Source organism: Pseudomonas sp. GW821-FHT09C09 (assembly GCF_059418105.1).
The window spans coordinates 246,423-264,570 of the sequence record NZ_JBWKPF010000002.1 but is presented as its reverse complement, the minus strand read 5'-3'; the positions used below and the strand labels follow the sequence as shown (position 1 = coordinate 264,570).

The following is an 18,148-nucleotide window of genomic DNA, read 5'->3' as shown; positions in this document are numbered from 1 at the left end:
GCTCAACGCTTACGGCACCTTGCGCGCTTCTTAAAGCAAGGAGCAACCGATGTCCGGTTCGATGGCCCAGGCGTTCGCGCACAATTTTCTCGGGCATTCGCCCCGCTGGTACAAGGCGTGCATCGTCGGGTTCCTGATTCTCAACGCCGTGGTGCTGTGGTCGGCAGGTCCTGTCGCTGCGGGCTGGCTGTTGGTGATCGAGTTCATTTTCACCCTGGCCATGGCGCTGAAGTGCTACCCGCTGATGCCCGGCGGCTTGCTGCTGATCGAAGCACTGCTGTTGAAGATGACTACGCCCCAGGCGCTTTATGAAGAGTTACAGCACAACTTTCCGGTAATCCTGCTGCTGATGTTCATGGTCGCCGGCATCTACTTCATGAAGGATCTGCTGCTGTTCCTGTTCTCGCGGCTGCTGCTCGGCGTGCGTTCGAAGATGCTGCTCGCGTTGATGTTCTGCTTTCTGTCGGCGTTCCTTTCGGCCTTTCTCGACGCGCTGACCGTGACTGCCGTGATCATCAGCGCTGCCGTCGGCTTCTATTCGGTCTATCACCGTGTCGCCTCCGGCAACGATCCGCGTCAGGACAGCGAATTCAGCGACGATCAGCATTTGCCGAAGCTGCATCACGAAGATCTGGAACAGTTCCGTGCTTTCCTGCGCAGCCTGCTGATGCATGGCGCTGTCGGGACCGCGCTGGGCGGTGTCTGCACACTGGTTGGCGAGCCGCAGAACCTGCTGATCGGCCATGAAATGGGTTGGCACTTCGCCGAATTCTTCCTCAAGGTCGCACCGGTGTCCCTGCCGGTGCTGGTGGCCGGTCTGTTGACCTGCATGCTGCTGGAGAAACTGCGCTGGTTCGGCTACGGCACCTTGCTGCCGGACAACGTTCGCGCCGTTCTCGCCGATTACGCCAGCGAAGACGATGCCGAACGCACGCCTCGCCAGCGCGCCGCGCTGTTGGTGCAAGGCGTCGCCGCATTGATCCTGATTGCCGGCCTGGCGTTCCATGTCGCCGAAGTGGGTCTGATCGGTCTGATGGTCATTGTCCTGATCACCGCATTTACCGGCATCACCGACGAGCATCGTCTGGGCAGCGCCTTCAAGGACGCCATGCCGTTCACTGCGCTGCTGGTGGTGTTTTTTGCCGTAGTGGCGGTGATCCATGATCAGCAACTGTTCGCGCCGTTGATCCAGTGGGTGCTGGCATTGCCCGCCGAGCAGCAACCGGGAATGCTGTTCATCGCCAACGGCCTGCTGTCGGCGATCAGCGACAACGTGTTCGTGGCGACGATCTACATCACCGAAGTGAAACAGGCATTCCTGTCCGGCCACATGAGCCGCGAACATTTCGAGACCCTGGCCATCGCGATCAACACCGGCACCAACCTGCCGAGCGTGGCGACGCCCAATGGTCAGGCCGCGTTCCTGTTTCTGCTGACGTCGGCGATTGCACCGCTGGTGCGGCTGTCTTACGGGCGGATGGTGTGGATGGCGTTGCCTTACACCGTGGTGATGGGATTGCTGGGCTGGTATGCCGTGAGTTACTGGCTGTAGATACAACAACGGGAGCCCTGGGGCTCCCGTTTTTTTTATGCATCGATCAACGCGGCAATATGTACTGCTCGATGGCCTGAGCCACACCGTCCTCGGTGTTCGTCCCGGTCACCACGTCTGCCTGACGCTTCACGGCGTCTTCTGCCTGACCCATGGCGATGGACAGGCCGGCGACATGAAACATCGCCGGGTCGTTGCCGCCATCGCCAATCGCTGCGGTCTGCGCCAATGGCACACCGAGATGGGCAGCAATCGTTGCCAGAGCCGCGCCCTTGTTGGCCTCCAGCGCCGTCACGTCCAGATACACCGGCTGCGAACGCGACACCTGCGCCATGCCCTCGACCTTCGGCAGCAAGCGCGCCTCCAACTCGATCAACAGGTCGGTGTTGTTGCTGGTCGCGACGATCTTGTCGATGCGTTCCAGATAAGGCTCGAAGCTCTCGACCACCACCGGCGGATAACCCAGCCCATGCTGCTCGCGCGGGACCATCGGCCCGTGCGGGTCCTTGAGCAGCCAGTCACCACCACTGAACACCCAGATCTCGACTTCCGGCTGATCGGCGAACAGTGCCAGCGCCGTCAGTGCCGCTGTGGCCGGCAGATAGTGAGCAACCAGAATGCTGCCGTCCGGATTGACGATCGTGCCGCCGTTGAATGCCGCCGTCGGCAGATCGACGCCCAGGGCTTCGATCTGCTGCAGCATGGCCTTGGGCGGACGTCCGGTAGCGAGGCTGAACAACACGCCCGCCTCGCGTAGCGCCCGGACGGCATCAATGGTGCGCTGGCTCAGACTGTGATCGGGCAGCAACAACGTGCCGTCCATGTCGCTCAGCAGAAAACGGATAGGCTCACTCATCCGAGACCATGCCAGACGCGACCATCGCGAGTCAGCAGATCATCGGCAGCCTGAGGCCCGTCTTCGCCGGCGGCGTAACTCTGCACGCTCGCGTCCTGTTGCCAGGCATCGAGGAACGGTTGCACCGCACGCCAGCCGTTCTCGATGTTGTCGGCGCGCTGGAACAGCGTCTGGTCACCGGTCAGGCAGTCGTAGATCAGGGTTTCGTAGCCGGTGGACGGCTGCATTTCGAAGAAATCCTTGTAGGCAAACCCCAGCTCGATGTTGGCCATGTTCAGGGCCGGCCCCGGCCGCTTGGCCAGCAGGTCGAACCACATGCCTTCGTTGGGCTGGATCTGGATACGCAGGTAGGTCGGCTGCAATTCGTCGACCTCGGTGTCGCGGAACTGCGCATACGGCGCCGGTTTGAAGCAGATGACGATCTCGGTGTCGCGCACGCTCATGCGTTTGCCGGTGCGCAGGTAGAACGGCACGCCGACCCAGCGCCAATTGTCGATCATCACCTTGAGCGCCACGTAGGTTTCGGTGGTGCTGTCGGGCGACACGTTGGCTTCTTCGCGATAACCGGCCAGTGGCTTGCCGTCGATTTCGCCGGCACTGTACTGGCCGCGCACCGAATTGGCCCGTGCTTCTTCGGTGGTCCACGGACGAATCGCACCGACCACCTTGGCCTTCTCGCCCCGCACCGCATCGGCGCCGAACGCGGCCGGTGGCTCCATCGCCACCATCGCCAGCAACTGGAACAGGTGATTGGGCACCATGTCCCGCAGGGCGCCGGTGTGTTCGTAGAAACTGCCACGGGTCTCGACGCCGACGGTTTCGGCGGCGGTGATCTGCACGTGGTCGATGTAGTGGTTGTTCCAGAACGCTTCGAACAGGCTGTTGGAGAACCGGCTGACCAGAATGTTCTGCACGGTTTCCTTGCCCAGATAGTGATCGATCCGGTAGATCTGCTTTTCCGACATGACCTTGAGCAGGCAGGCGTTCAGCGCCTCGGCGGTTTGCAGGTCGGAGCCGAACGGTTTTTCGATCACTACCCTTCTGAAGGCTTCCGGGGTTTCTTCCAGCAGTTTCGCGGCGCCGAGGCGACGCACCACTTCGCTGAAGAATCGTGGCGCGGTGGCCAGGTAGAACACCGCATTGCCGGTGCCGCTGTCGGCGATTTTCGCCGCCAGCGCGGAATAAGTGCTGTCGTCCAGGAAGTCGCCCTGGACGTAGCTGATACCTTTGGCGAGCTTGGCCCACAAGGCCGGATCAAGCATCTGATCGCCCTTGCCGACCTTCGCCGCCACTTCGGTGCGGATGAAGTCTTCGAGCTTTTGGGCGAAGGCTTCATCCGTGATGGCGTTGTGGTCAACGCCGACGATCCGCAGATTTTCGTCAAGCAAGCCGTCACGACTGAGGTTGTACAGCGCCGGCATCAGCAAGCGCTTGACCAGGTCGCCGTGGGCACCGAACAAAAACAGCGTGGTCGGTGGCGCGGGTTCTGCCTTGGATTTTCTGCGGATCGTATGGGTCATTTCTTCGCAGTCTCTACGTGGCCGCCGAAGCCGAAGCGCTGGGCCGAGAGGATCTTGTCACCGAACGTGCCCTGACCGCGGGAGCGGTAGCGCGAGAACAGCGAGTTGGACAGCACCGGTACCGGCACCTTTTGTTCCATTGCCGCTTCGATGGTCCATTGACCTTCGCCGCTGTCGGCCACGGAACCGGAGAAACCGTCGAGTTTCGGGTCGACCGCCAGGGCATCCGCGGTCAGGTCGAGCAGCCACGACGACACCACGCTGCCACGACGCCAGACTTCGGCGATGTCGGCCACGTTCAGGTCGAAACGCTGATCTTCCGGCAGAAGCTCGCTGGACTTGGTCTTGAGGATGTCGAAGCCTTCGGCGAAGGCCGCCATCATGCCGTACTCGATACCGTTGTGAATCATCTTCACGAAGTGACCGGCACCGGCGGGACCGGCGTGGATGTAGCCGTGCTCGGCACGGTGATCGTCGGACTTGCGGTCCTTGGTGCGCGGGATGTCGCCCATGCCCGGGGCCAGTGCGGCGAACAGCGGGTCCAGACGCTTAACGGTCTCGGCATCGCCGCCGATCATCATGCAGTAGCCGCGCTCAAGGCCCCATACGCCGCCGGAGGTGCCGACGTCGATGTAGTGCAGGCCCTTCTCGGCCAGGGTCTTGGCCCGGCGGATGTCGTCCTTATAGTTGGTGTTGCCGCCATCGATGATGGTGTCGCCCGCCTCGAGCAGCGTGCTCAGGGTTTCGATGGTGTCTTCGGTCGGCGCGCCGGCCGGCAGCATGACCCACACGGCACGCGGCTTGGCCAGGCCTGCAACCAGCGCAGGCAGATCGGCAACGCCGGTAGAGCCCTCGGCGGCCAGGGTGTCGACAAAGGCGGTATTGCGGTCGTAAACAACGGTGGTGTGACCGTTGAGCATCAGACGCCGTGCAATATTGCCGCCCATGCGGCCCAGTCCAATAATCCCGAGTTGCATGTGCTGATGCTCCTTACTACAAATAAAAGTGTGTCAAAGGTTATAGCCCAACGCTCTCATGGAGGTTAGTCCAGAGCGTCGGTGTGAAGTTTCCGGGCATTGTGCCCGATCCAGACTGATAACGTCGGGAAACGTGGCGAAGACACAACGACCATGAAAAATAAAAAAGTTCCATTCACGAGCAAAAGAAACCAGAATCGGCGCCGATAGCAGGTCAGCGCCCGATATCGGGAGTGATCTGCAGTTGAGACACGCCATTTGCGAGGTGAGCAATGGGCACAGTACACACAGCAATGCCGCCACAAACCCTGTACGTCACGATCCGCCGCGATGAACTTCGTCAGTTGAAAGACGAACGCGACCAGCTTAAACAAGAGCTGGCGCAACTGCGTCTGATGACCCAAGGCGTCGAGCCAAAGCCTCTGCCACGCGTCCAGCGCTCACCCCACGCCTGACCGCCCGCCGGATCCGGGAACCGCTGCCCAGCCGTTCCCGACATGATCCGCCCTCTGCCATTTGCGGCAACTAACGAAGTTTTCACATTCGCTTGTTGATACTCCGGCCCATTCTGCCGTGCGTGTCTGCGCGCGGCTTCCGTTCGTCGGTTTCATGCTCCCGATTTCATGAAACGTCCCGGCGGTGGCAATGGTGACTGAGTTGGAGTGCTGAATGGCATGGTTTAAACGCAGCAAGTCTGCTGCGGCAGGTTTTGACTGGGCCGGTTTCATCTGGCTGTTTGTGTTCTTCTGGTACTTCTCCGGTATCACTCAACTGCTGATCCAGCTGACCGGCACCTCGGGCTTCACCGGATTCCGTCAGGCATTCGTGATGAGCGCGGTCTGGCTCGCGCCGATGCTGTTGTTCCCCAAACGCACCCGCCTGCTCGCCGCCGTGATCGGCGTGGTGCTGTGGGCCTGCTCGATGGCCAGCCTGGGCTACTTCTTCATCTATCAGCAGGAATTCTCCCAGAGCGTCATCTTCATCATGTTCGAGTCGAACGTGTCGGAAGCCGGCGAGTACATCACCCAGTACTTCGCCTGGTGGATGATTCCTGCGTTCCTCGCTCACACCGCGTTCGCCTACTTCCTCTGGACCCGCCTGCGTCCGGTCTACATGCCGCGTGGCCGCGCCTTCGTGGCCGCCATGGCGATTCTGATCGCGGTGGTCGGTTACCCGCTGATCAAGCAGACCCAGCGCACCGGCAGCTTCGCCGGCGGTTTCGAGAAATTCGAAACCCGCATCGAACCGGCCGTGCCATGGCAGATGGCCGTGGCCTATCACCGCTACCTGGAAACCCTGGGCGAGATGCAGGGCATGCTCCACAGCGCGAGCAAGATCCCGCCGCTGCATAACCTCAAGGATGCCGGCGCCAATCAGCCTGCGACCCTGGTGCTGGTGATCGGCGAGTCCACCAACCGCCAGCGCATGAGCCTCTATGGCTATCAGCGCAAGACCACGCCGGAACTGGACAAGCTCAAGGATCAGCTGTCGGTCTTCGATAACGTCGTCACCCCGCGCCCTTACACCATCGAAGCGCTGCAGCAGGTGTTGACCTTCGCCGACGAAGAGAACCCGGACCTGTACCTGTCCACGCCGTCGCTGGTCAGCATGATGAAACAGGCGGGCTACAAGACCTTCTGGATCACCAACCAGCAGACCATGACCAAGCGCAACACCATGCTCACGACCTTTTCCGAACAGGCCGACGAGCAGGTGTACCTGAACAACAACCGCAATCAGAACGCCGCGCAGTACGACGGCGACGTGATCGAGCCGTTCAACAAGGCCCTGACCGACCCGGCACCGCGCAAGCTGATCGTCGTGCATCTGCTCGGCACGCACATGAGCTACCAGTACCGTTATCCGCCGAGCTACGACAAGTTCCAGGACCGCACTGGCGTCCCTGCCGGCGTGCGTGACGATCAGGTGCCAACCTACAACAGCTACGACAACGCGGTGCTGTACAACGACTTCGTGGTCTCGAGCCTGATCAAGGACTACGCCAAGTCCGATCCGAACGGTTTCCTGCTGTACCTCTCCGACCACGGTGAAGACGTGTTCGACTCGGCAGGCCATAACACCCTGGGTCGTAACGAAAACAAACCGACCGCGCCGATGTACACCATTCCGTTCATGGCCTGGGCCTCGCCGAAGTGGCGTGAAAACCACGACTGGAGTTTCGCTGCGGATCTGAGCCGGCCTTACAGCAGTGCCCACCTGATCCACACCTGGGCGGACCTGGCCGGTTTGAGTTTCGATGAACTGGACCGCAGCAAAAGCGTGGTCAGCGACAGCTTCAAACAGCGTCCACTGTTGATCGGCAACCCTTACGAACGCGAACAGCGAGCACTGATCGACTTCAGCCTGATGAAGCCGAAAAAGCCCGAAGAGGCGCCGAAGGAAGTCGTCAAGCAATAACCAGAAAGGGCCGGAAACGGCCCTTTTTTCATGCTCTCGCAATACCCTGATTTCTACTGAATCGCCCTCTCCGCCCCTTCGGAAACAATCGGTAAAACCTGCACGGGGCACGCGTTAACCCCTGGTTAATACCCTCGACGGACACTGCGCCTCGAGGGTTTGAGTCATGGATGAACGGCTCCGACATTTTTTCGCAGGAGACAACCATGAAAATCACGACTGCAATCCTTGCCGGTCTGATCTCACTTGCATCCGCCAGCGCTTTCGCCGAGGGCGGTGCCGAGCGGATGCGCAATCACTGGGAAAACTTCCCGGTCCACACCGCCCAAAGCCAGCAGGCTGACACCAAGGCCAACGAGCTTCGCGTCCCGGACGACCAGACCGCGCAGGTCACCGAGCATTACCGTCCGTGATGTAACAAGGTTTACCGATGGACCTGCGATGGCTCCGCTCTGGCTTCGCAGATGACAGTTGGGCGTCCTTCGGGGCGCCTTTTTTATGCCTGCAGTTCCTTGATCCAGAACAGCATGCGCCCGTGATTCGGGTCGAACATGCCCGGCGCAAAGCCGAATTTGGTGTAGGAGCCCTGAGCGACGGCATTCCCTTCCAGCACTTCCAGGGTGATCTTGCAGCAGCCGCGCTGACGGGCGATTTCCTCGACCTTGCGCAGCATTTTCTGGCTCAGGCCCAGGCCGCGAAATTTCGACACCACCGACATGTCGTGCACGTTGACCAGCGGTTTGCAGGCAAAGGTCGAAAAACCCTCGAAGCAGTTCACGAGACCTGCCGGCTCTCCGCCGACAAAGGCCAGGACGCTGAAAGCGTGGGGCCGCTTGGCCAGCTCTGCGGGCAGTTGCTGCAACAGTTCGGGGGCAATCGGCTCGCCGCCGCCCATCGGGTCTTCGGCGTAATGGTTGAGCACCACACCGATGGCCTCGGCATGCAGCGGATTGGTGTAACTGGCTTGAAGTACAAGAATTTCTGCGGAATCCATTTCCATCCTCGATCGCACGGGGCCCCGGTGCGTTTCATACGCACTGAAAGGCTTACCGACCTTAGCGCGAGGCAGTCCCTGGCCACAACCCGGCCGTCTCAGTGGCCCCAGATCAATTCTTCCGTCCAACCCAGCTCGGCGAAATCCTCGGCCCGTAACCCGGACTCGCCGGCGCAGAAAAACTCATCCAGTTGCGGTGGTTTCACTGGCGTGCCGCTGAGCATGGCGTGGACCTGGCCACGATGGTGGATCTGATGTTCGAACAGGTGCGAAATCATCCGCAGACGGCTGTCGTGCTGCGGCGTGTCGCGGGCGATGGTGACGATGCGCCCCAGATCGGCATCGCGCAGTTGTTCGCAATAGGCGATCAAGCGGCGATCGACATGGGCCTGTTCGCGGCGCAAGGCCTGCGCCTCGGTGAAGGGTTCGTCTGCATTGAAGAACCCGTAGCAATCGGGATGCGGCTCGTCACCACGCAACTCGCGTTCCAGTGCATCGACGTAGAACCAGTCGCACGTGAGGATGTGATTGAGGGTCAGGCGGATACTCGGGAAGAAACTGACCCTCGGTGCCGCCAGCTCCGTGTCGTCGAGCTGCAGCCAGGCCTTGGCCAGTCGATGGTTGGCCCAAGCGTTCTGATAGGCCATGGTCAGCAAGTGATGGGACAGTGGCTGAGGCATGTCGCGCCCTCCGTGCATCAAGTGTCGGCAAAGCGTTGCAGCTGCATCTCCTGCAAACGGCTGAGGGTCCGGCGGAACGGAAATTCCAGGTAACCTTCGGTGTACAGCGCGCCCATCGGTACATCCGCCTCGATGTACAGCGGCACCTTGCGGTCGTAGCACTCGTCGACCAGCGCAATGAAGCGCCGTACGCCGTCATCGTGCAGCGACAGTTGCGGCAATTCGCGGTCGCCGGCCACCACCCGCTCCGCGCCGTCCTCGGTGCCACGGGCGATCCGCCCTTCACGCTTTTGCGCGCTCAGGTTCGGCACCTCGCTCAACAGGATAGCCCGGTAGGTGTCGCACAGCGCGATGAAGTCCATGGCGGCGAACGGTTGCTCGCACAGGTCGGCGTAACGGCACCACAGCACCGACTCGCTGGCCTGCACCACGTTCAAGGCGCGGTAGCCGACCGGCACTGGTTCGTTGCTGACGGTTTGCCCGGCGGCCAATGCGTCGAACACCTGGTTTAGCGCGCTACCCTGCCCCGGTGATACAACCCAATAGCGTTGTTCGATGGCCCCCGGATGCAATCGATGATCTTCAGCGCCGTTCACCGCGACCACCTGCATGTGTTGCTTGATCGCAGTGATCGCCGGCAGGAAGCGGTCACGGTTGAATCCGTCGGCATACAACTGATCCGGCGGCAGGTTGGAGGTGCAGACCACCACCACGCCTTCGTCGAACATCACCTGGAACAACCGGCCGAGGATGATTGCATCACCGATGTCGTTGACGAACAGTTCATCGAAGCACAGCACCCGCACTTCGGCCGCCAGCTCCCGGGCCAATGCCCGCAGCGGATCGGCGATCCCGGTCAACTGAAAGGAACGCTGGTGCACCCAGCCCATGAAGTGATGAAAGTGCTGCCGCCGCGCCGGCACCCGCAGGCTTTGATGGAACTGGTCCATCAGCCAGGTCTTGCCGCGCCCGACCGGGCCCCACAGGTAGACGCCGGTGACCGAACGGGCACCGGCGTGCAAGGCTTCATGGCATTTTTGCAACGCCCAGACCGCGTGCTCCTGGGCTTCATCCTGGATGAAACCCTTGTGCTCGACGGCATGTTGCCAGGCGCTTAAGGGGGAGTCGAAAGTCATGCGCGGCAGTATGCCACGACGGCTACACGGAAATATCCAGCCGTGCGATTTTGCCCTGCTCGTTGAGGCGAAAGGTGTAGCGCAGCTCCAGCGGGCTGCCGGGGAACGTCCCGGAAATCAGCCCTTGCACCAGCACTTTACCGGTGCGCTGCTGGACGCCCAACACCTCGACCCGCGGCTGATAGCGTTGGGCGGTGTCTTGCATCCAGTCGGCGATGGCCTGCGGGCCGACCTGATGGCGGCCTTCATCAAACACATGGGCATCCTCGGCGAAAAAACTGCCGACCCGGGACGTATCGCGAGCATTGGCGGCGTTGATGTACTCAACGATGGCCGGGGCGAGTATCGAGGTGGGATGGAACATGAGTGCAACTCCTTGTTTTCGGTTCTGACACCATCCTAGAACAGCCCTGCGTCAGTTTTTGTCAGGAGTGAAACGCCCGTTGTCGTCCAGTTGCATCTGTCGCTGCCAGGTGCGCAGCAGGTCGCTGCGGCGTCCCGGATAACGCTCGCCCTGCAAGCTGGCAGCGGCAATCCGGTCGGTGCGAAACGTGCGATACGCGCTGCGCAACTCGCACCACGCGACGATGATCCGCACCTCGTTGAGAAAGCCCAGCGCCAGAGGCCAGATCAAGCGCTGGCTCGGCACCTGCTGTGCGTCGGCGTAATCGATGTGCAGCTTGGCCTGATCGCGGATCGCCTGACGGAACACATTCAATGGCACCACGTTCTGCGGGAACCCGTAACCGGGCGGCCCGGGCATCACCGTCGGATTGCGCATCGCCTCCTGAGCCTGGGGATCCAGCACCGCTGCGATTTTCGCCAGCGCATCGGCGGCGGCTTTGCTCAGGACCTCGTCGCCACGCTGATCGACGTAACGCAAGCCCAGAACGATGGCTTCGGTCTCATCGGCATTGAGCATCAGCGGCGGCAGAAACAGACCGCTGCGCAGCACATAACCGATGCCCGCCTCGCCGTGGATCGGCGCGCCGAGCGCCGTCAGCTCGGCGATGTCGCGATAGAGGGTGCGTTCGGAAATTTCCAGCTCGGAGGCCAGCGTCGCCGCCGTCACCGGGCGTTTCTTGCCGCGCAACACTTGCAGCAAAGTCAGTAAACGAGTGGTTCGCGACACGATGCGGGGCTCTGGACGGAAATTTGCCGGAGCTTAGCAGAGCCTGGTGTCAGAAATTGTCAGGAGCTTTCACCAGGCTCAGAGCCGGTCACGCGTCGACTTTGTGCCTTGCCGCGTACAGACAAAGCATCTCCATCGCCAGCGTCGCCGCCGCCAGCGATGTCACGTCCGCATGGTCATAGGCCGGGGCGACTTCCACCACGTCCATGCCCACCAGATTGATCCCGCGCAGGCCACCGAGGATTTCCAGCGCCTGCACCGTGCTCAACCCGCCGCAGACCGGTGTACCGGTGCCCGGTGCGAAGGCCGGATCCAGACAGTCGATGTCGAACGTCAGGTACACCGGGCTATCCCCGACCCGCGCGCGAATGGCCTCGACAATCGCTTCGCAGCCCCGGCGTTGCACCTGCCGCGCGTCCAGCACCTGAAAGCCCTGATGATCGTCATTGGTGGTGCGCAAACCGATCTGCACCGAACGCGCCGGATCCACCAGCCCTTCCCGCGCCGCGTGCCAGAACATGGTGCCGTGGTCGACCCGTTTGCCGCCCTCGTCCGGCCAGGTGTCGCTGTGGGCGTCGAAGTGGATCAGCGACAGCGTGCCGTGCTTGCGCGCATGGGCCTTGAGCAGCGGATAGCTGATGAAGTGATCGCCGCCGAAGGTGAGCATCGCGCTGCCGGCGCTGAGGATGTGCTCGGCGTGGGCCTCGATGCTTTCCGGGATGGTGTGCGGCGAGCCGTAATCGAAATCGCAATCGCCGTAATCGATCACCGCGAGATGATCGAACGGATCGAATGCCCATGGCCAGTGCCGCTCCCAGGCGATCCCGGTGGACGCCGCACGGATCCCGCGCGGCCCGAAACGGGCTCCCGGACGGTTGCTGGTGGCGGTGTCGAACGGCACGCCGCTGACGGCCACGTCCACGCCGCGCAAGTCACGGCTGTAGCGCCGGCGCATGAAGCTTGTGATCCCGGCGTAAGTGCTTTCAGCGGCGGTGCCGTAGAGGCTGTCACGGGTCAGCGCCTGATCGTTCTGCATTGGCACGTCCATCGATGTGCTCCTTTGGTTTTTTTCCAGGGTTATTGATGGCTACGGAAAGTGGTCCACAGGCGCGTGCGCTGGCGCATGTCCTTGAGGCTCATGCTGCGGTCGGCGTACAGCCGCTCGCGCACTTCGGGTTTCGGGTAGATGTGCGGGTCGTTGCGCACCGCTTCGTCCACCAGCGGCGTCGCAGCCTGGTTGGCGGTGGCGAAGAACAGCGTATTGGTCAGCGCCGCCACGGATTCGGGGCGCAACATGAACTCGATGAAGGCCCGCGCAGCCTCCGGGTGCGGCGCGTCCTTGGGGATGGCCAGGTTGTCCTGCCACACCAGCGTGCCTTCTTTCGGGATGCGGTAAGCGACTTCAAACGGCTTGTTGGCCTTGCGCGCCTGATCGGCGGCCATGCTTGCGTCACCGTTGTAGGTCAGCGCCAGGCACACGCTGCCGTTGGCCAGATCGCTGATCTGCCGGCCCGTGGCGACGTAGAGCACCGAGGGCTGCAGCTTCTGCAACAAGGCTTCGGCGGCGGCCAGATCGTTCCTGTCGGTGCTGTACGGATCCTTGCCGAGGTAGTGCAGCGCCAGACCGATCACTTCCTGCGGCGAATCGAGAATCGCAATCCCGCAATCCTTGAGCTTGCTGGCGTATTCGGGCTTGAACAGCAGATCGAGGCTGTTGAGCGGCACATCCGGCAACCGCTGTTTGACCGCTTCAACGTTCATGCCCAGGCCGAGCGTGCCCCAGGTGTAAGGCACGCCGTAGCGGTTGCCGGGATCGACAGCCGCGAGTTTTTCCAGCAGGTCCGGATCAAGATTGGCGTAGCCCTTGAGCCCGTCGTGAGGGATTTCCTTCAAGGCACCAGCGGCCAACCCGCGGGCCAGCACGCTGGAGGACGGCACCACCACGTCGTAACCGCTGCCGCCGGTCAGCAGTTTGGTTTCCAGCACCTCGGAGGTATCGAAGGTGTCGTAGCGCACGTGAATGCCGGTCTCCTTTTCGAAGCGCTGCAGGGTGTCGGGCGCCACGTAATCGGCCCAGCTGTAGAGGTTGAGCGTCTTGTCCTCGGCCTGGGCGGCGATGGAGACGGAGAGCAACAGCGCGGGTAAACACAGCTTGAACAAGGGAGCCATGACGAACACCTGACCAGAGGAAGTGGTTGCAGGATGCGCCGTCGGATACATTGCAAAAATATCAAGTTTGTTAACCTGACTTTATGCCGGAGTAATGTGATGCTCGGTCAGCTCCACAATGTCGATTTGCAGCTGCTGCGCCTGTTTCTCGGGGTGGTCGAGTCCAACGGTTTCAGCGCCGCCCAAGGTGAGCTGGGGCTGAGCCAGTCGAGCATCAGCCAGCAAATGGCCAAGCTTGAGACGCGTCTCGGCTATCGGGTGTGCAACCGTGGCAAGGGTGGTTTCAGCCTCACTCCCAAAGGCGAACAACTGCTGATTGCTGCACGCAGCCTGTTCGATTCCATTGAAACCTTCCGCCATCAATCCAACGGCGTGGCCGGACGTTTGATCGGGGAAGTGCGTCTGGGCCTGTCGGAGGCGGTCGATCAATCGGTGCTGCAACGGGTGGCCGAGGCGATCCGGCGCTTTCGCGAGCGGGACGAATCGGTGCGTATCGAACTGATCAGCGCCATGCCCGGCGAAATGGAGCGCCTGCTGCTGCAACAGCGACTGGACTTGGCCATCGGTTACTTCTCCCAGGTGCAGAGCGCCTTTGATTACCGCGAACTGTTCAGCGAAACCCAGCATCTGTATTGCGCGCCCGGCCATCCGCTGTTCACCAACGATGCCCCCGATGAAGCGGCGTTGCAGGCGTGTGACCGGGTCGATCATCCGTACCGTTTTCTGCGCAGCGACGAACCGTTTCAGGGCAAGGTCTGTTCGGCGCGTTCGGAACAGGTCGAAGGCACCCTTGCCTTCATTCTGTCGGGTAAACATCTCGGTTATCTGCCCAGCCATTACGCCCGTCAATGGCAGGACAAAGGGCTGCTGCGCCCGGTGCTGGAAGGCGAGTTGAGCTTCGAAGTGGCGTTCCATCTGGCTCGCCATCGGGCACAGGTGCCGGGGGATGCACAGAAGGCGTTTGAAGAAGATCTGCTGTCAGCCTTTGGTCGAACCTGACCTTTTGGGCAGTTTTAATGCGTTGCCCTCGCCCCTCGCTTGCGGCATCCTGCGCACCCATTTTCCGACCCGGCCCCGCATTGCGGCACGCAAACCACCATGACCGTCTCTGAAAAAGCCCCGCGCAACAACGATCTCATCTACGGTCTCAACGACCGTCCGCACTTCACCGCGACGGTGTTTGCCGCGCTGCAACACGTATTGGCCAGCTTTGTCGGCATCATCACCCCGACCTTGATCATGGGCGGCGCCCTCGGTCTGCAAAGTGAAATCCCGTACCTGATCAGCATGGCGCTGTTCGTGTCCGGCCTCGGCACCTTCGTTCAGGCCAAACGCTTTGGCCCGGTCGGCTCGGGGCTGCTGTGCCTGCAAGGCACCAGTTTTTCATTCATCAGCGTGATTCTCAGCGCCGGTTTCATGGTCAAGGCCCGGGGCGGCGGCACCGACGAGATCCTGTCGACGATCTTCGGCGTGTGTTTCTTCGCCGCGTTCATCGAAGTGGTGCTGAGCCAGTTCATCGGCAAGCTGCGCATGCTGATCACCCCGGTGGTGACCGGCACTATCATTACGCTGATGGGCCTGTCGCTGATCAAAGTGGCAATGACCGACATTGCCGGCGGTTTCGGCGCGGCGGACCTGGGCGCGGGCAGCCATGTGTTCCTGGCGGCGCTGGTGCTGGGCACCATCGTGGTGTTGAACCGGGTCGACGTGCCGTTCCTGCGCCTGGGCGCGATTGTCATCGGCCTGACCCTCGGCTACGTGGTGGCGTGGCTGATGGGCACCGTGGATTTCGCCAACCTGCCCGAAGTGCCGGTGGTCAGCGTGCCGGTGCCGTTCAAATACGGTTTCAATTTCGACTGGGTGGCATTCGTGCCGGTGGCGGTGATCTTCCTGGTGTCGCCGCTGGAAGCTGCCGGTGACCTGACGGCCAACTCAATGATTTCCCGGCAACCGGTCAAAGGCCCGCTGTACATCCGCCGGATCAAGTCCGGGCTGCTGGCCGACGGCCTCAACTCGGCGATGGCTGCGGTGTTCAACAGCATGCCGATGGTAACCTTCGCCCAGAACAACGGGGTGATTCAGCTCACCGGCGTGGCCAGCCGTTACGTGGCGTTCTTCATTGCCGGCCTGCTGGTGTTGCTGGGTCTGTTCCCGATGATCGGCGCGGTGCTGCAACTGATGCCGAAACCGGTACTGGGCGGCGCGGAGCTGGTGATGTTCGGTACCGTGGCCGTGGCCGGGATCAAGATACTCGCCGAGGCCGGCCTGCATCGGCGCAACATGCTGATCGTGGCGATTTCCGTCGGCATGGGTCTGGGCATTGCCGCCGTGCCGGAAGTGCTACGCGAACTGCCGCAGGCGCTGCGCAATATTTTCGAATCGCCGATCACCGTTGGCGCGCTGTGTGCGATCGTGCTGAACATCTTCCTGCCGGAAGAGTTCATCGAACTGGAAGAGGATGATTTCGACCCGGAAGCCTCTATCCTTCAGGTCATGGAAAACCCCGACATGCCGGCCAAAGCTGAACCTGCCTCCCCGGCCGCTGTCGCACAGTTGAACCGTTGATCCTGTCCGCTCGATGAAAAAAGGGCTGATACCGGCAACGGTTCAGCCCTTTTTCAATGAGAGAGCATCAATGCGTCGTATCCAAGCCGTCATCCTGTCCCTGCTTCTGCTCTCCCTCAGCGCCTGCGCGCTGTTCCCCAACCGCGATCCGGTGAACATCAACGTGGTCGGCGTCGAACCGCTGCCGAGCCAGGACCTGGAAGTGCGCTTCGCCATCAAGCTGCGGGTGCAGAACCCCAACGAAACCGCCATCGACTACAACGGCATTGCGCTGGATCTTGACGTGAACGGGCATTCGTTCGCGTCCGGTGTCAGCGATCAAAGCGGTTCCATTCCACGGTTCTCCGAAGCCATCGTCAGCGTCCCGGTGAGCATTTCGGCGTTTTCGGTGTTGCGCCAGACTCTCGGCCTGAGTCAGACCCAAACCCTCGACAACCTGCCTTATGTGCTGCGCGGCAAACTGGCGGGCGGCGTATTTGGCACCATGCGTTTTGTCGACAGCGGCAAACTCAGCCTGCCGCGAGCCAGTGCCGCAACCTGGTAAAGATGCGGTAGCCTGCAGCGCTCACGGTCAGAAAACAGGGAAGTCGCTGGTTTATGGAACAAACGCCCACGTTGTACACCGAACGGCTGATTCTGCGCACGCTGGAGCTGGCGGATGCCGAGGCCATCCAGCAGCAATTTCCTCATTGGGAAGTGGTGCGCTACCTGAACGCTTTGGTGCCCTGGCCTTACCCGGACGACGGCGCCCTCACCTACCTGCGGGACATTGCGCTGCCGGCGATTGCGGCAGGCAAAGAGTGGCACTGGACGATTCGTCTCAAGTCGGCACCTGAGCAATTGATCGGCAACATCAGCCTGATGGACGAGCCGGACAACCATCGCGGGTTCTGGCTCGCCCCGGCCTGGCAGGGCCAGGGTCTGATGACCGAAGCCAGCGAAGCCGTGACCCGCTACTGGTTCGAAACCCTCGATCAACCGCTGATGCGCGTGCCGAAGGCCGCACCGAATCTTGGTTCGCGAAAGCTCTCGGAACGCACCGGCATGCGCTTGATCCGCACCGACGAGGATGACTTCGTCAGCGGCCGCTTCCCACGGGAAATTTGGGAAATCACCCGTGAGGAGTGGCAACAGCAGCGCCTCAAGCGGTGAAACGCACACCGGGTTTGGCGCGCTCGTCCACGCTCAATTCGAACACATCCGGCCGTGCATAGTGGCCGACCACGTCGTAGTCATAGCGGGCCCGCACCAGTTCATCGGTATCGATCTCGGCGGTGAGCAATCCGGCCTCGCCCCGAAGCGGCCCGGCCAGCACATCGCCCATCGGCCCGACGATCACGCTGCCACCGGCGATCAGTGGTCGATCCCCCGGCCAGTTGGCGATCTCCACGCCCAACTCATTCGGCGAGGCCTGCACCTGACAGGCGCTGACCACAAAGCAGCGCCCTTCATGGGCGATGTGGCGCATGCTCACTTGCCACATCTCGCGCTCGTCCACGGTCGGCGCACACCAGACCTCGATGCCCTTAGCGTACATCGCCGTGCGCAGCAGCGGCATCATGTTTTCCCAGCAGATCACCGCGCCAAGCTTGCCGACCTGAGTGTCCAGCACCGGCAAGGTCGAACCGTCACCCTTGCCCCAGATCAGCCGCTCGGTGCCGGTGGGCATGAGTTTGCGGTGTCTGGCCACCAGGCCCGCCTGCGGGTCGAAATACAGGGCGGTGCAATGCAGGGTGCTGCCGGCCCGTTCGATCACACCGATCACCAGATGGGCCCCGGTACGCGCCGACAGCCCGGCCAGCGCTTCGGTTTCCACGCCTGGCACATCGATGGCGTTGGCGAAGTAACGGGCGTAGGCCTCGCGCCCTTCGGGCAAGCGATAACCCAGTTGCGTCCCGAAACCCTCGCCTTTCGGATAACCGCCGAGCAGTGCTTCGGGCATCACTACCAGCGAGGCGCCGGACTCGATGATGGCGCCTTCCCAGCTCAGGATCTGTTCCAGGGTTTCACCCTTGCCACCGGGCAAGGCACCGATCTGCAGGGCGGCAACGATTGATTTGGGCATGGCGGTCACTCCGTGAAGTTCAGGTGTTGCTCATTCTCCGGCGCCACGGGATCATGAATAAAGCCCGACTCACTGCTGAATGAT

At 61.7% G+C, this 18,148-nt stretch carries 19 protein-coding genes; 8 read left to right on the top strand and 11 right to left on the bottom strand.

The annotated features are described in order from the left end of the window. Positions 1 to 49: 49 nt before the first annotated feature. The gene (gene nhaB, locus AC07NR_RS06235) at positions 50 to 1,552 is read left to right on the top strand and encodes a sodium/proton antiporter NhaB (RefSeq protein WP_248739593.1); all 1,503 of its coding nucleotides are present in this window, start codon (positions 50 to 52) and stop codon (positions 1,550 to 1,552) included. Between the two features lie 46 nt (positions 1,553 to 1,598). Here nhaB and AC07NR_RS06230 read toward each other — a convergent pair whose 3' ends face one another. Genes AC07NR_RS06230 through gnd form a run of 3 tightly spaced genes read right to left on the bottom strand, consistent with a single transcriptional unit; the run spans position 1,599 to position 4,905 of the window. Further along, positions 1,599 to 2,408 (bottom strand): HAD family hydrolase, encoded by an 810-nt coding sequence (locus tag AC07NR_RS06230; protein WP_495078083.1) that lies wholly within the window; start codon positions 2,406 to 2,408, stop codon positions 1,599 to 1,601. Beyond that, positions 2,405 to 3,928: a glucose-6-phosphate dehydrogenase gene (gene zwf / locus AC07NR_RS06225; RefSeq protein WP_085708171.1), complete on the bottom strand. Its 1,524-nt coding sequence runs from the start codon at positions 3,926 to 3,928 to the stop codon at positions 2,405 to 2,407. Before zwf ends, AC07NR_RS06230 begins: the two co-directional genes overlap by 4 nt. Further along, entirely contained in the window at positions 3,925 to 4,905 is a 981-nt protein-coding gene (gene gnd, locus AC07NR_RS06220; protein WP_085708172.1) for a phosphogluconate dehydrogenase (NAD(+)-dependent, decarboxylating), read from the bottom strand. Before gnd ends, zwf begins: the two co-directional genes overlap by 4 nt. A 272-nt stretch (positions 4,906 to 5,177) precedes the next feature. Here gnd and AC07NR_RS06215 point away from each other — a divergent pair, with 272 nt between their 5' ends. The 3 genes from AC07NR_RS06215 to AC07NR_RS06205 all read left to right on the top strand — a co-directional run bounded on the left by AC07NR_RS06215 (position 5,178) and on the right by AC07NR_RS06205 (position 7,736). Beyond that, entirely contained in the window at positions 5,178 to 5,360 is a 183-nt protein-coding gene (locus AC07NR_RS06215; RefSeq protein ID WP_085708173.1) for a DUF6026 family protein, read from the top strand. Between the two features lie 214 nt (positions 5,361 to 5,574). Then, the gene (locus tag AC07NR_RS06210) at positions 5,575 to 7,323 is read left to right on the top strand and encodes a phosphoethanolamine transferase CptA (protein WP_495078082.1); all 1,749 of its coding nucleotides are present in this window, start codon (positions 5,575 to 5,577) and stop codon (positions 7,321 to 7,323) included. A gap of 206 nt (positions 7,324 to 7,529) precedes the next feature. Next, positions 7,530 to 7,736: a hypothetical protein gene (locus AC07NR_RS06205; protein WP_495078081.1), complete on the top strand. Its 207-nt coding sequence runs from the start codon at positions 7,530 to 7,532 to the stop codon at positions 7,734 to 7,736. Between the two features lie 83 nt (positions 7,737 to 7,819). Here AC07NR_RS06205 and AC07NR_RS06200 read toward each other — a convergent pair whose 3' ends face one another. From AC07NR_RS06200 to AC07NR_RS06170, 7 genes are all read right to left on the bottom strand, one after another. Further along, entirely contained in the window at positions 7,820 to 8,317 is a 498-nt protein-coding gene (locus tag AC07NR_RS06200) for a GNAT family N-acetyltransferase (RefSeq protein ID WP_495078080.1), read from the bottom strand. Positions 8,318 to 8,415: 98 nt separating this feature from the next. Continuing rightward, a complete protein-coding gene (locus tag AC07NR_RS06195) occupies positions 8,416 to 8,997 on the bottom strand; it encodes a DinB family protein (protein WP_495078079.1) in 582 nt (193 codons plus the stop codon). A 17-nt stretch (positions 8,998 to 9,014) separates the two neighbouring features. Then, on the bottom strand, positions 9,015 to 10,133 hold the full coding sequence (gene zapE, locus AC07NR_RS06190) for a cell division protein ZapE (RefSeq protein ID WP_495078078.1): 1,119 nt from the start codon (positions 10,131 to 10,133) through the stop codon (positions 9,015 to 9,017). Between the two features lie 22 nt (positions 10,134 to 10,155). Continuing rightward, positions 10,156 to 10,497 carry a nuclear transport factor 2 family protein gene (locus AC07NR_RS06185; protein ID WP_085708179.1) on the bottom strand — a complete coding sequence of 114 codons (342 nt, stop codon included), beginning with the start codon at positions 10,495 to 10,497 and terminating at the stop codon, positions 10,156 to 10,158. Between the two features lie 51 nt (positions 10,498 to 10,548). Continuing rightward, positions 10,549 to 11,265 (bottom strand): helix-turn-helix transcriptional regulator, encoded by a 717-nt coding sequence (locus tag AC07NR_RS06180; RefSeq protein WP_114882765.1) that lies wholly within the window; start codon positions 11,263 to 11,265, stop codon positions 10,549 to 10,551. 88 nt (positions 11,266 to 11,353) lie between these two features. Continuing rightward, the gene (gene speB, locus AC07NR_RS06175) at positions 11,354 to 12,313 is read right to left on the bottom strand and encodes an agmatinase (RefSeq protein ID WP_495078077.1); all 960 of its coding nucleotides are present in this window, start codon (positions 12,311 to 12,313) and stop codon (positions 11,354 to 11,356) included. 29 nt (positions 12,314 to 12,342) lie between these two features. Next, positions 12,343 to 13,434, bottom strand: coding sequence for a polyamine ABC transporter substrate-binding protein (locus AC07NR_RS06170; RefSeq protein WP_495078076.1), 1,092 nt, complete (start codon positions 13,432 to 13,434; stop codon positions 12,343 to 12,345). Between the two features lie 99 nt (positions 13,435 to 13,533). Between AC07NR_RS06170 and AC07NR_RS06165 the strand changes: the two genes are divergently transcribed. From AC07NR_RS06165 to AC07NR_RS06150, 4 genes are all read left to right on the top strand, one after another. Beyond that, the gene (locus AC07NR_RS06165; RefSeq protein ID WP_248739585.1) at positions 13,534 to 14,433 is read left to right on the top strand and encodes a LysR family transcriptional regulator; all 900 of its coding nucleotides are present in this window, start codon (positions 13,534 to 13,536) and stop codon (positions 14,431 to 14,433) included. A gap of 99 nt (positions 14,434 to 14,532) precedes the next feature. Further along, complete coding sequence (locus tag AC07NR_RS06160) at positions 14,533 to 15,999, top strand: nucleobase:cation symporter-2 family protein (protein WP_085708182.1); 1,467 nt, start codon at positions 14,533 to 14,535, stop codon at positions 15,997 to 15,999. Between the two features lie 70 nt (positions 16,000 to 16,069). Further along, on the top strand, positions 16,070 to 16,543 hold the full coding sequence (locus AC07NR_RS06155) for an LEA/WHy family protein (protein ID WP_114882757.1): 474 nt from the start codon (positions 16,070 to 16,072) through the stop codon (positions 16,541 to 16,543). A 53-nt stretch (positions 16,544 to 16,596) separates the two neighbouring features. Next, positions 16,597 to 17,151, top strand: a complete 555-nt coding sequence (locus AC07NR_RS06150; protein WP_495078075.1) for a GNAT family N-acetyltransferase — start codon at positions 16,597 to 16,599, stop codon at positions 17,149 to 17,151. Here AC07NR_RS06150 and AC07NR_RS06145 read toward each other — a convergent pair. Continuing rightward, positions 17,141 to 18,064: a carbon-nitrogen hydrolase family protein gene (locus AC07NR_RS06145; protein ID WP_305833049.1), complete on the bottom strand. Its 924-nt coding sequence runs from the start codon at positions 18,062 to 18,064 to the stop codon at positions 17,141 to 17,143. The genes AC07NR_RS06150 and AC07NR_RS06145 overlap by 11 nt on opposite strands. Between the last annotated feature and the right edge of the window lie 84 nt (positions 18,065 to 18,148).